The organism is Simplicispira piscis (assembly GCF_054783455.1).
On the sequence record NZ_BAAGQN010000013.1, the window covers coordinates 20,439 to 33,543 of the forward strand.

General features: G+C 63.1%; 11 protein-coding genes and 1 pseudogene. 4 read left to right on the top strand and 8 right to left on the bottom strand.

The window, feature by feature from the left end; genetic code table 11:
* The 3 genes and pseudogenes from ACYVOC_RS07490 to ACYVOC_RS07500 form a co-directional block, all read left to right on the top strand.
* A pseudogene (locus ACYVOC_RS07490) lies at nt 1–243 on the top strand (EamA family transporter); the annotation flags it as partial.
* Nucleotides 244–390: 147 nt separating this feature from the next.
* A complete protein-coding gene (locus ACYVOC_RS07495; protein ID WP_461161353.1) occupies nt 391–1,701 on the top strand; it encodes a class I SAM-dependent methyltransferase in 1,311 nt (436 codons plus the stop codon).
* The gene (locus ACYVOC_RS07500) at nt 1,662–1,991 is read left to right on the top strand and encodes a DUF1840 domain-containing protein (protein ID WP_116005153.1); all 330 of its coding nucleotides are present in this window, start codon (nt 1,662–1,664) and stop codon (nt 1,989–1,991) included. The genes ACYVOC_RS07495 and ACYVOC_RS07500 overlap by 40 nt, the downstream gene beginning before the upstream one ends.
* A 15-nt stretch (nt 1,992–2,006) precedes the next feature.
* Here ACYVOC_RS07500 and ACYVOC_RS07505 read toward each other — a convergent pair whose 3' ends face one another.
* The 8 genes from ACYVOC_RS07505 to ACYVOC_RS07540 form a co-directional block, all read right to left on the bottom strand.
* Nucleotides 2,007–3,254 carry a phenylacetate--CoA ligase family protein gene (locus ACYVOC_RS07505; RefSeq protein ID WP_461161354.1) on the bottom strand — a complete coding sequence of 416 codons (1,248 nt, stop codon included), beginning with the start codon at nt 3,252–3,254 and terminating at the stop codon, nt 2,007–2,009.
* Between the two features lie 106 nt (nt 3,255–3,360).
* Nucleotides 3,361–4,170, bottom strand: a complete 810-nt coding sequence (locus ACYVOC_RS07510) for an ABC transporter ATP-binding protein (protein ID WP_116005151.1) — start codon at nt 4,168–4,170, stop codon at nt 3,361–3,363.
* Nucleotides 4,171–4,376: 206 nt separating this feature from the next.
* Nucleotides 4,377–5,705: an ABC transporter substrate-binding protein gene (locus ACYVOC_RS07515; RefSeq protein WP_461161355.1), complete on the bottom strand. Its 1,329-nt coding sequence runs from the start codon at nt 5,703–5,705 to the stop codon at nt 4,377–4,379.
* A gap of 119 nt (nt 5,706–5,824) precedes the next feature.
* On the bottom strand, nt 5,825–6,901 hold the full coding sequence (locus ACYVOC_RS07520) for a branched-chain amino acid ABC transporter permease (protein ID WP_461161356.1): 1,077 nt from the start codon (nt 6,899–6,901) through the stop codon (nt 5,825–5,827).
* A 117-nt stretch (nt 6,902–7,018) separates the two neighbouring features.
* A complete protein-coding gene (locus tag ACYVOC_RS07525; protein WP_116005148.1) occupies nt 7,019–7,948 on the bottom strand; it encodes a branched-chain amino acid ABC transporter permease in 930 nt (309 codons plus the stop codon).
* A 107-nt stretch (nt 7,949–8,055) separates the two neighbouring features.
* Nucleotides 8,056–8,841, bottom strand: coding sequence for an ABC transporter ATP-binding protein (locus tag ACYVOC_RS07530; protein WP_116005147.1), 786 nt, complete (start codon nt 8,839–8,841; stop codon nt 8,056–8,058).
* An 18-nt stretch (nt 8,842–8,859) separates the two neighbouring features.
* Nucleotides 8,860–10,794, bottom strand: coding sequence for an AMP-dependent synthetase/ligase (locus ACYVOC_RS07535; RefSeq protein WP_461161357.1), 1,935 nt, complete (start codon nt 10,792–10,794; stop codon nt 8,860–8,862).
* Between the two features lie 155 nt (nt 10,795–10,949).
* Nucleotides 10,950–12,131: an ABC transporter substrate-binding protein gene (locus tag ACYVOC_RS07540; RefSeq protein WP_461161358.1), complete on the bottom strand. Its 1,182-nt coding sequence runs from the start codon at nt 12,129–12,131 to the stop codon at nt 10,950–10,952.
* Nucleotides 12,132–12,331: 200 nt separating this feature from the next.
* Here ACYVOC_RS07540 and ACYVOC_RS07545 point away from each other — a divergent pair, with 200 nt between their 5' ends.
* Nucleotides 12,332–13,051 carry a Crp/Fnr family transcriptional regulator gene (locus ACYVOC_RS07545; protein WP_116005144.1) on the top strand — a complete coding sequence of 240 codons (720 nt, stop codon included), beginning with the start codon at nt 12,332–12,334 and terminating at the stop codon, nt 13,049–13,051.
* Nucleotides 13,052–13,105: the final 54 nt, after the last annotated feature.

Below are 13,105 nucleotides of genomic sequence, written 5' to 3' on the forward strand. Positions count from 1 at the left end.
AATGCCTACCTGTGGCTGTTGCAAAACACCTCGGCCGCCGTGGCGGGCAGCTATTCGTTCGTGAACCCGGCCGTGGCGCTGCTGGTGGGCGTGGCCTTGGGCGGCGAGCGCCTCACGGGCTGGGTGTTCGCGGCGCTGCCGCTGATCGGCGCGGCGCTGGCCTTCATCCTGTATGGCGGCGCCCTTGGCCAGTGGCTGCTGCGCACGCGGGCGGGTCTGTCGGTCGACAAGGCCCATTCCTGAGGGCTTTCGTCCCTGCCTTGCCGGAGTTGCGGGGCCGACCCATGGCACCACCTGCGCGGCTGGGTCCGGGCACGCTGGGCGTAACCCCGGTGCCAGGGCTCCCCGCCGTGTTGACGGGGGTGGCCAGCGGGACAAGAATGGCAGACCATGCCACATCTGCTGCACAACCTCGAAGAGCGGCTGCACCGTCTGCCAGTCCGCCTGGCGCTCGAACTGCCGGGCGGGCAGCGGCTGGGCAGCCAGGACGCCGATGTCCGCCTGCGCTTCGCGGACCGGCTGACGCTCGCCGCCCTGGCGGGCGGGCAGGTGGGCGATGTGGGCGCGGCCATCGTGGAAGGCCGCGTGGAGATGGAGGGCAGCATGCGCGCACTGATGGCCGCAGCCGCCGGGCTGGTGGTGCACGACCCCGCACACGACCACACCGGCTGGTGGACGCGCGCCATGGCCCGGGCCCGGTCCCTGGTGGTGCACACGGTCGTGCGCGATACGCGCTATGTGCGGTTCCACTACGACCTGTCGGACGATTTCTTCGCGCTCTGGCTTGATCCGCTGCGTGTGTACTCGTGCGCCTACTACCGCACGCCGGACCTCACGCTCGCGCAGGCGCAGGAGGCCAAGCTCGACCACATCTGCCGCAAGCTGCGGCTGCGCCCCGGGGACCGCCTGCTCGACGTGGGTGCGGGCTGGGGTGGGCTGCTGCTGTGGGCGGCCGAGCATTACGGTGCCGATGCCACCGGCATCACGCTGTCGCGCAATCAGCACGCCCATGCGCAGCGCCGCATCGCCGAGTGCGGCCTGCAATCGCGTGTGCGCATGCAGCTGTGCGACTTCCGCCAGATGGAGGACCTCGAACCGTTCGACCGGATTGCGTCCGTCGGTATGTTCGAGCATGTCGGGCGGGCGCAGATGCCGCGCTACTTCGGTACCCTGCACGGTCTGCTGCGGCCCGGCGGGCTGCTGCTGAACCATGGCATCACCGCCGCAGGAGTGGACAACACGGAGCTGGGCGCTGGCATGGGCGATTTCATCGAGGAGTACATCTTCCCGGGCGGTGAGTTGCTGCACGTGAGCACGGTGCTGCACGACCTGGCCCGCTCGGGCCTGGAGATGGTGGACACTGAAAACCTGCGTCCCCACTACGCGCGCACGCTCTGGGCCTGGTCGGATGCGCTCGAGGCAGTGCTGCCTCGAGCGCAGCAGGTGCTGGAGGCGCAAGCCGGCCCCGTGGAGGCCGCCAAGGCGCTGCGCGCCTACCGCCTGTACCTGGCGGGCAGTGCGCTGGGCTTCGAGCGCGGCTGGATCTCCCTGCACCAGATCCTCGCGGCGCGGCCCGACGGCGGAGCGCGGGCGGGCGCCTTGCCCGGTGCACAATCGGCGTACCCGTTCACCCGCGACTACATGTATTCCAAGGAAGTGCCATGCTCTACAAATTCAAATCCCGCGCCACGGCCGATCTGATCCTGCTGGAGCCGCACGGGCGGCGCTTGCTGCAGGCCATGGGCAGGGAGCCAGCACGCCAGGGCATCGTGACGGCCGCGCAGATTCCTTCGGCTATAGCGGCGCTGGAGGCCGCCGTGGCAGCCGATGAACGCCGCAGGGCCGAAGCGGCCCAGGCCGACGAGGCCAAGGAGACAGAATCCGGTGACGCGGAGCAGGATACGGTCACGCTGCGCCAGCGGGCCGCGCCCTTTATCGACATGCTGCGCCGCAGCGCTGCCGAGGGGCAGGACGTGGTTTGGGGAGCGTAGCCCGGAAAATCCGTATCAGCGGTAGCTGCGCGCGTCCTCGATCACCTTGCCGTCGTTGGGCAGGGTGCCCGGGGCGACCAGTTCCACCTCGCCCCGCAGCTTGGTCACTTCTCGGATGGCATCCTGCAGCCGGGGTGCGAGGCCCCCAGTGGTTTCGGTGGTTTCCACCTGCAGCACCATCTGGTCGTTCGCCATTTCGCCGCGCACCACCAGGCGTGCACGCAACACCTGCGGGAAGCGGCTGGTGATCAGGGCGACCTGGCCCGGATGCACGAACAGGCCGCGTACTTTGGTGGTCTGGTCGGCACGGCCCATCCAGCCCTTGATGCGCGTGTTGGTGCGACCAGTGGGGCAGGTGCCGGGCAAGATGGCCGAGAGGTCGCCTGTGCCAAAGCGGATCAGTGGGTAGTCGGTGTTCAGTGTGGTGATGACGAGTTCGCCCACCTCGCCCTCGGGCACCGGGTCGCCGGTGCCGGGACGCACGATCTCAACGATCACGTTTTCGTCCATTACCAGGCCTTCACGCGCGGCTGTTTCGTAGGCAATCAGACCCAGGTCTGCGGTGCCGTAGCACTGGTAGCCGGTGATGCCGCGCTCGGCAAACCAGTCGCGCAGCGACGGTGGGAAGGCCTCGGCCGAGAGCAATGCCTTGGTGATGCTGGGCAGCGGCACCTGCATGTCCAGTGCCTTCTCGACAATGAGCTTGAGGAAGCTGGGCGTGCCGATATAACCGGCAGGACGCAAATCGGCCATGGCTTGCACCTGCTGCTCGGTCTGGCCCGTGCCGCCGGGGAAAACGGTGCAGCCCAGGGCATGGGCGCCACTTTCCATCATTGAACCCGCGGGAACGAAGTGGTAAGAAAAGCAGTTGTGGATGAGTTCGCCCGCCTTAAAACCGGCCGCATTCAAGGCCCGCGCCATGCGCCAGTAATCGCGGCGGGTTCCCTCGGGCTCATAAATGGGGCCGGGGCTCGCGAAGACGCGCGGCATGGCAGCACCAAAGCCGACCGTGGCAAACCCCCCAAACACATTGTGCGAGCGCTCTGCCTGTTGGCGCTCGAGCAGCTCATGCTTGCGGGTGACCGGCAGGCGGGCCAGAGCGGCACGGCTGGTCACCAAGGCAGGATCCACATCGGCCAGGATCGCGGCGAAGGCCGGCGAGTGCGCGCGCGCATGGGCTACCTGCACAGGCAGCGCCGCCATGTGGGCTGCTTCGCGTTCGGCTGGTGTGCGCGTTTCCAGCGCGTCGTAGAAAGAGGTCATGGAAGTTCCAGTGCGGTGCAAATTCGTGCGGGAGCTGCGGACACGGCGATCCGATCGATGCCGGGCCGCCCTTTGGTGGTTGAAGAGCCCATGGGCCCCTATGGCTTTAGGCCAGCCAGCGCTTGCGGCGCTTGTAGCTCTTGACGTCCTTGAAACTCTTGCGCTCGCCGCCGCCGACGCCCAGGTAGAACTCCTTGACGTCTTCGTTGTTGGCCAGGTCGGAAGAGACGCCGTCCATCACGATGCGGCCCGATTCCATGATGTATCCATAGTCGGAATACTTCAGGGCCATGTTGGTGTTCTGCTCGGCCAGCAGGAAGGTGACCTTTTCCTTGGTGTTCAGATCCTTGACGATGTTGAACACCTCTTCGACGATCTGCGGCGCAAGGCCCATGGAGGGCTCATCCAGCAGCACCATGCTGGGGTTGGTCATCAGGGCGCGGCCAATGGCGCACATCTGCTGCTCGCCCCCCGAGGTGTAGGCCGCCTGAGAGGTGCGGCGTGTCTTGAGGCGCGGGAAGTAGTTGTAGACCTTCTCCAGGTTGGCAGCGATCTCCGCCTTGCTCGAGCGCGTGTAGGAGCCGGTCAGAAGGTTTTCCTCGATGGTGAGGTGGGCAAAGCAGTGGCGCCCTTCCATCACCTGCACCACGCCGCGCTTGACCAGATCGGCCGGCGAGAGGTTCTCGATGCGTTCGCCGCGCAGATCGATGTTGCCCTTGGTGACTTCTCCCCGTTCACCCTTGAGCAGGTTCGAGATGGCGCGCAGCGTGGTGGTCTTGCCGGCACCATTGCCGCCCAGGATGGCCACGATGCTGCCCTCGGGCACCTGCAGCGAGACACCCTTGAGCACAAGGATCACGTGGTTGTAGATGACCTCGATGCCGTTGACGTTCAGAACGATGTTTTTGGAGTCCATTGTGTTGCCTTCGCTTTGCCAATCGAAAGGGTTGAGTTGGCAACCCTTTCGATTGGCGGCTGTAAACACAGCCGATAAAAACTGGCGCGGCCCAGGCCAGGAACGCCGCGCAAGGGCCGCCCCGTAGCGCTGGCGTTGTCCCCCTTCCGCAGCGCGCAGTGCTGCAAGAGAAGGGGGAAGGCGCGCAGCGCCTCAGGGGGATGTCCTTAGCTCTGGCAGTCAGCCACGTCGCGGCGTGTCAGCTTCTTGTCGGACATGTACTTTTCAGAACCTGCCTTGACCATGGGCTTAAGAATCTGCTCATCGGCCTGGTACCAGTCGGCGCCGATGTCCCACTTCTTGCCGTCCCAGGTCTGCACACGGGCCCAGGTCGAGCCCATGTGGTCGGCACAGCTCGTGGACAGCGGACGCATCACACCGTTAAAGCCCATGGCATCGAGCTTTTTCTGGTCGAGGGCCAGGTTCTCCAGGCCCCAGCGCACTTGCTCACCGGTCATGACCTTGCCCTTGCCAAAGCGTTCCTGTGCACGGCGCACACCTTCCACACCCAGCATCTGGATGATCACGCCCCGGGTGTACAGCACCGAACCCACCTCATCCTTGGGCCCTGTGCCCTGTCCCTTGTCGTGCACGTTTTTGAGAATGTCCTGGATCACCTTGGGCTGCGTGCCCGAACCGTTCAGCGCCAGGGCGTGGTAGCCCTTGGCGCCTTCGCCCACGTCGCGCACGTCAGGCTCGGCACCGGCCCACCACACGCCGTACATTTTTTCGCGCGGGAAACCGGTGGCTTGCGCTTCCTTCAGGGCGGTCGAATTCATCACCCCCCAGCCCCAGAGCAGCACATAGTCGGGTCGGCTCTGGCGCACCTGCAGCCAGGTGGCCTTTTGCTCCACACCGGGGGCCGTCACGGGCAGCATCTGCAGCTCAAAACCGTGCATCTTGGAGCGCTCCTGCAGCAGCGGGATGGGCTCCTTGCCGAACGGGCTGTCGTGGTACACCAGCGCAATCTTCTTGCCCTTGAGCTTGTCCATGCCGCCCAGGCCCTTGCCGATGTGCTGGATCAGAATGTCGGCGCCGGTCCAGTAGCTGCCCATCAACGGGAAGTTCCACTTGAAGGCCATACCGTCCTGCGCCACCGACAGGCCATATCCCAGCGTCATCAGCGGAATCTTGTCCACAGGGGCCTTTTCGGTCAATGCAAAGGTGATACCGGTGGCTTGCGGGTCGAACAGGGCCACGCCGGGCTTGCTCTTGAGGCGCTCGTAGCATTCCACGCCGCGGTCCGTGGCATAGCCGGTTTCGCACTCTTCAAATGTGAGCTTGACACCGTTGATGCCGCCGTCGCGGGCATTGATCATCTTGAGGTAGTCCTGCTTGCCGTTGGCCCAGGGTGTGCCGTTGGGTGCGTAGGGACCGGTACGGTAAGACAGCAGCGGGAAGAACTGCTCCTTGGCCTGCGCCAGCGCGCTGGTGGACAGCGACGCTGCACCTGCGGCCACGACAGTAGCAGCAATCACGATTTTCGAAAGCTTCATGGATGTCTCCTTTGAATGAAAGTGTTGAAGCACGGGGGAAATACCAGTTGCGTAGTGGACGCCCCTATCAGGGCTGTCGGTATCAGGAATAGCGTGTAAGTGGTTTCCTGCAGCAGCCCTCAATGCGGGAACGGCCAGAGGCGGAGTTTTTGCTTGCCGATAGACCACAGCTTGGCCAGGCCATGGGGTTCGACGATCAGGAACCAGACGATCAGGGCGCCAAAGATCATCAGTTCGGCGTGCGAAACGGCCGCCGTGGAAATCTCGAACCCGAACAGGCCCGCCAGTGCCGGGAGAAACTGGTTGAGGAAGATGGGCAGCACCACGATGAAGGTTGCGCCAAAGAATGCGCCCATGATGGAGCCCATGCCGCCGATGATCACCATGAACAGCAGGCGGAACGAAATTTCCACCGAGAAGGCTGCTGGTTCCCACGCGCTCAGGTGCACAAAGGCCCACAGCGCGCCGGCCATGCCGATGATGAAGGAGCTCACGGCAAAGGCGCTGAGCTTTGCGTACATCGGGCGGATGCCGATCACGGCGGCGGCTACGTCCATGTCGCGGATAGCCATCCACTCGCGGCCAATGGCGCCGCGCACCAGGTTCTTGGCCAGCAGGGCCACGATGACCAGCAGTGTCAGGCAGAAGAGGTACTTGCTCACAGCGCTGTCGATGGGCATGCCCAGAACCTGCAGGTTATTCACTGACACCGAGCCCGAGTCCGAGTTGTTGGTGAACCACTTGATGCGCAGGAACATCCAGTCACTGAAAAACTGCGCGGCCAGCGTGGCCACGGCCAGGTACAGGCCTTTGACGCGCAGGCTGGGCAGCCCGAACAGAATGCCGAAGAAGGTGGCGCACAGGCCGCCCATGATCAGCGCTGGAATCAAGGGCATGCCGGGGAAACGCACGAAGAAGTTGAAGGCCCCGTAAGCGCCCACGGCCATGAAGGCGCCCGAACCCAGCGAGATCTGGCCACAGTAGCCCACAAGGATGTTCACGCCCAGCGCCGCCATCGACATGATGACCAGCGGAATCAGGATGGCGCGGTAGAAATAATCGCTGGCCAGCATGGGCACCACCAGGAAGGCCACGGCCAGCAGCAGGGCGAGGGCAATGCGGTCCTGGGCGATCGGGAAAATCTGCTGGTCGGCCCGGTAGCTGGTCTTGAACTGGCCGTTTTCGCGGTAGAACATTATTTACTCCTAAACTTTCAACCAAGGGTGATGATCTTTTGGCTGCGGGCACTGCGTGCCCTTCGCCGAAAAATCATTCTTCGCTGCGCGAAGCGCCCTTCGGGCGAATCGTGTGTTTCACACACGATCGATGATTTTTTCGCCGAACAGACCTTGCGGACGGAACAGCAGGAACACGAGCGCCAGCACATAGGCAAACCAGATTTCGATGCCGCCGCCCACGAAGGGGCCCAGGTACACCTCGGAGAGTTTTTCGCCCACGCCGATGATCAGGCCACCGATGATGGCGCCGGGCACCGAGGTCAGGCCGCCCAGGATCACCACTGGCAGGGCGCGCAACGCCACGGTGGTGAGCGAGAACTGCACGCCCAGCTTGGAGCCCCAGATCATCCCGGCCACCAGGGCCACGACGCCCGCTACGCACCAGACGATGACCCAGATGTGGTTGAGCGGGATGCCGATGGACTGGGCCGCCTGGTGGTCGTCGGCCACGGCGCGCAGGGCGCGGCCGGTTTTCGTCTTCTGGAAGAAGATGCTCAGCAGCAGCACCAGCGCGGCGGCGATGGCGGCGGCTATCACATCTTCCTTGTTCACCAGTACACCGCCCGGGAACATGGATTCGAACAGGAACACCGGATCCTTGGGCATGCCAATGTCGATCTTGTAGATGTCGCTGCCAAAAAACGTCTGGCCCAGGCCTTCAAGAAAATAGGTGATGCCCAACGTGGCCATCAGCAGGGTGGCGCCTTCCTGATTGACCAGGTGGCGCAGCACCAGGCGCTCGATGAGCCAGGCCACCGCGAACATAAAGACGCCCGCGATCACGAAGGCCAGAAGATTGGCCACGATCAGGTTGTCGATGCCAGTCCATTTTGGAATCCACTCGGCAAAACGGGCCATGGCCAGCGCTGCGAACAGCACCATGGCGCCTTGGGCGAAGTTAAAGACGCCCGAGGCCTTGTAGATCAGCACGAAGCCGAGAGCCACCAGCGAATAGAGCATGCCGGCCATCAGGCCGCCAATCAGTGTTTCAAGAAAGAATGCCATTTGCTTTTTCCGTTCAGAGTCGGTCGGCGCCGGGCCGCCCCAAGGCGACCGAGGCCCCCTTGGGGGGCAGCGCAATACACGAAGTGACAAGCGTGGGGGTCATGTTTTTAGTGGCTGGTGCCCAGATAGGCGCGAATCACGTCTTCGTTGTTGCGCACCTCTTCGGGCTCGCCATCGCCGATCTTTTTGCCGTAGTCCAGCACCACGACACGGTCGGAGATGTCCATCACTACGCCCATGTCATGCTCGATCAGCACGATGGTGGTGCCGAACTCGTCGTTCACATCGAGGATGAAGCGGCACATGTCCTGCTTCTCTTCCACGTTCATGCCGGCCATGGGCTCATCGAGCAGCAGCACCTGCGGCTCCATGGCCAGTGCACGGCCCAGGTCGACGCGCTTTTGCAGGCCGTAGGGCAATTGACCCACGGGGGTCTTGCGGAAGGCCTGGATTTCGAGGAAGTCGATGATGTGCTCGACCTTCTCGCGGTGCGCGATTTCCTCGCGCTCGGCCGGGCCGATGCGCAGCGCCTGCAGCAGGAGGTTGCTTTTGATCTTGAGGTTGCGGCCGGTCATGATGTTGTCGATCACGCTCATGCCTTTGAAAAGCGCCAGGTTCTGAAACGTGCGTGCCACGCCCATCTCGGCCACCTGGCGGCTGTTCATGTGGCCGAAGGTCTTGCCACGGAAGGTGATCGAACCCTCCGAGGGCGTGTAGACACCGTTGATGCAGTTGAGCATGGAGCTCTTGCCGGCGCCGTTGGGTCCGATGATGGAGCGGATTTCGTGCTCCTTCACGTTGAAGGAAATGTCCGTCAGGGCCTTCACGCCGCCAAAGCGCAGGCTGATGTTCTTGACGTCCAGGATGACGTCGCCAATCTTTTTCTGGGTCATGGGCTGCTTTCCGGTGTCTCAGGCAGTGGCCTTGGCAGGCGCATGGATCTTGGCGTCGAGGATTTGCAGCGTGGCGCTCACGCTGCCGGTGCGGCCGTCCTCGAACTTGACCTGGGTTTCAATGAACTGCGCGGTGCGGCCGTCATAGAGTGCATCGACCAGCACACCGTACTTCTGTGCGATGAAGTTGCGGCGTACCTTGCGGGTGCGGGTCAGCTCGTCGTCATCGGGGTCCAGCTCTTTGTGCAGCACCAGGAAGCGCGCTACCTGCGTGTCGGACATGCCAGGCTCGCTCGCCAGGTCGGCGTTGACCTGGCCGATGCATTCGGCGATGAGCTGCAGCACCTGGGGCTTGGAGGCCAGGTCCACATAGCCGCCATAGGGCAGGCCCTGGCGCTCGGCCCAGTTGCCCACGGCCTCGTAGTCGATGTTGATGAAGGCGCAGACCTGGTTTTTGTCGTGGCCGAAGCACACGGCTTCCTTGACCTGCGGGAAGAACTTGAGCTTGTTCTCGATGTAGTTGGGCGCGAACATGGCGCCGCCGGTGAGCTTGCCCACGTCCTTGGCGCGGTCGATGATGCGCAGGTGGCCGTCCTGGTCGAGCACGCCGGCATCGCCCGTGTGGAAGTAGCCATTGGCATCGATGACCTCGGCCGTGGCGTCGGGGCGCTTGTAGTACTCCTTGAGCACCGAGACGCCCTTGACCAGCACCTCGCCGTTGTCGGCGATCTTCAGCTCGATGCCGGGCGCGGCCTGGCCCACTGTGTTGAGCTTGACCTGGCCGTTCTTCTGGATGCACACATAGGCGCAGGTCTCGGTCTGGCCGTAGAGTTGCTTGAGGTTGATGCCGATGGAGCGGAAAAAGCGGAACAGGTCCGGGCCGATGGCAGCGCCCGCGGTGTAGGCCACGCGAATGCGCGACAGGCCCATGACGTTGCGCAGCGGGCCGTAGATGGTGATGTCGCCCAGGGTGTACATCAGGCGGTCCATGAAACCCACGCTCTTGCCGTCGAGGATGTCCGAGCCCACGCGCCGGGCCAGGTCCATCGCCTTGGCATACATCCAGCGCTTGAAGGGGGCGGCGTCTTCCATGCGGATGGAGACAGAGGTCAGCATGCCTTCAAACACGCGCGGAGGAGCGAAGTAATAGGTCGGGCCGATCTCGCGCAGGTCAATCGAGACGGTGGCGGCCGATTCGGGGCAGTTGATGGTGAAACCCGCCACCAGCCACTGCGCCAGCGAGAACAGGTGATCACCCACCCAGGCCGGGGGCAGGTAGGAGATCACGTTGTCTTTGGGGTTCAGGCCATCGACCTCGACGCCGCCCTGGGCGGAGCCGATGAAGCTCGCGTGGGTTTGGCACACGCCCTTGGGCTTGCCGGTGGTGCCCGAAGTGTAGAGGATCACCGACACATCGTCGGGCCTGTTCTGTGCCACCTGGGCATCCCAGGCGCCTGCGTGGGTGCGGTCCCATTCGGCACCCAGTTCCTTGAGTTTTTCGGTGCTGATCAGACCGGGCTGGTCGTATTTGCGCAGACCGCGCGGGTCGTCGTAAATGATGTGCGCCATGCCGGGCACGGTTTCGCGCACTTCCAGCAGCTTGTCGACCTGTTCCTGGTTTTCAGCAAACAGGAACTGGACTTCGGCATCCTCCATCACGAAGGCCATTTCAGAGGCCACGGCATCCTGGTAGAGCGGAATGGGTACGCCGCCAATGCTCTGTACGGCCACCATGCTCATGTAGAGGTGGGGACGGTTGTCGCCCACCAGGGCCAGATTCTGGCCACGCTGGAAGCCCAGTGCGAGCAAGCCACAAGCCAGATGCCGCACGGTTTCAGCCGTGTCTTTCCAGGTCCATGTCTGCCAGATGCCGTATTCTTTTTCGCGCAGCGCCGCGTCGGTGGGGCGCTCGGCTGCGTGTTTGAGCAGCAGTTGCGGGAACGTGGTCTTCATTCCGGTTCCTATCATGTGCAAGATGTCTGTGGGTCCGGTAGTTCCGGTGGTGGAGCCTATGCCACACCTCTGGGGCTATCGTAGGACTGACTTTGACGCTATCTTGTCTTTGTGACGACAATTTAAGGGAAACTCCTGATCGGGTATGTACCCCATCAGCGCATGAACCGACCGTCACGCGTCACCAGCGTGAGCTCCACAAAACGAGAGGCATTGCGCTCGGGTGTGCTGGCGTTCACTTCGAAACCTCCCAGATCCATTTTTTTGAGATTCCAGGTCGCATCAATAAACGCGGCACGCGTCGGGTTGCGCCCGGCACGCTGCAGCGCTTCGATGAAGACGCGGGCATTGATGTAGCCCTCCAGCGCCAAGTGTGAGGAGTCGGCCGGTGTGCCCAGGGCCTTGAGGGCTTGCTGGAATTCGCGCACGACAGGAACCACCACGTTCGATGGCAGAGGCATAACCTGTGAAATGGCCATGCCGGTGGCGTGGGGCCCCAGCGCTTTGACATTGGCCGAGGTGCCCAGCACCGAGAGCGCATAGAGCGTGACGCCCTGGCGCATGGGGCGAAAAGCCTTCACAAACTCCAGGGCGGGCTTGCCCGCAAGACCGATCAACACCGCCTCGGGATTGCCAGCGGCCAGCTTGGCTGCGGCGCTGGCCGCATCGGAAGAGTCGTTCTCTACCGTGGCCGTGAGGGCCGGGGAGAGCTTGGCTTCGGCAATGGCCTTTTGCGCGCTGTCAAACACCTCCTTGCCGAAGGCGTTGTTCTGGTACACGACCGCAATGCGGCGGATGCCGATGGTGGCCAGGTGCTGCACAGCCTTCTCAGCCTCCTCGGCGTAGCTGGCGCGGATGTTGAAGACATTGCGGGCGCCCGGAATGCGGCTGAGCTGCCCCCCCGTGAACGGGGCAAAGAACGGCACGCCCGACTCCAGCACCTTGGGCATCATTGCGCCCACCATGGGGGTGCCCATGCAGTTGAAGAGAGCGAAGCAATCGGGGTCTGCCAGAAACTTGTCGACGTTGGCCAGGGCACGCGGAATTTCATACCCATCGTCCAGGGTCGCAAGCTCAATTTTTCGCCCATGTACGCCGCCGCGTGCATTGGCGCCAGCGAAGGCAGCCTTGGCGCCCTGGTGCATGGCAGAGCCCAGATCACCCAGCGGGCCTGTCAGTGCGGTCGATTGAAAGATCTTCACCACGCCGTCTTGCGCATGTGCACGCGAGGCCCAACCCAGCACGGGCAGGGCAAGAGCGGCGGCGAGCACGCTGCGACGCCTGGGGAAATAGGGCTGTGCAGACGATGAAGCCGTGGGGGAAGGGGGAAAATGCATGGGACGTTGCTCCTCTGTGTTCTGAGCGGTGAAGCCTTGACACACCTATCATTGAGCGCAAATTGGAAATATTTTGTCTTTCCGACGACAATTTGTGTCGTGGTATTCCCGTACAAATTTTCTTGAAAAGAAAGGGCATGCTCAGGAACCAATGCGCAAGGCGCGCTGGTTTCCCAGGCGTTCCGCCCAGCAATCACCGTATGTACCAGGACTTGTCACTGCACCACCGCCGACGCCAGCCCACCACGGAAGAGTTGGGCGGGATTCCTTGGCTGTCCCTCCTGCAGGCTGCCGAGCGTGAGCGCGCAGTGGCAGCGCTGCTCGTGGGCGATGCCCTGGCCGGCGACTACGTTTGCCGAATCGGACGCCCTGTCACCTACTGGTTCGGCGTAGTCGAAGGGCTGTTGAAAATGAGCAACGACAACGCCGATGGCGGCACCATGACCTTTGCCGGTCTGCCACCTGGAGGCTGGTTTGGAGAGGGCACGGCGGTCAAGCGCGAACCCTACCGCTACAACGTCCAGGCGCTGCGCAAGAGTGTGGTCGCCGGGCTGCCCATTGATACTTTTCACTGGCTGCTAGACCACTCCATCGGGTTCAACCGGTTTGTAATGCACCAGCTCAACGAGCGCCTGGGGCAATTCATCGCGGCGCGCGAAATCGATCGATTGAACAACCCGGATGTGCGGGTCGCCCGCAGCTTGGCCGCGCTGTTCAACTCGGTGCTTTACCCCGGTGTGGGGGAAGTGCTGCGCATTACCCAGCAAGAACTGGCCTATTTGGTGGGGCTGTCGCGCCAGCGCGTCAACGAGTCCCTGGCCACGCTGGAAGCGCAAGGGGCCATTCGTGTCGAATACGGCGGTCTCAGGGTGCTGAATCTGGAAGCCATGCGTGCAGGTTGGCTCCGCGAGGGCAAATGACGTGTGCACGAGACTGTCAGAAATTTTGTGCACTTTGGCATGCGCTATAAACAA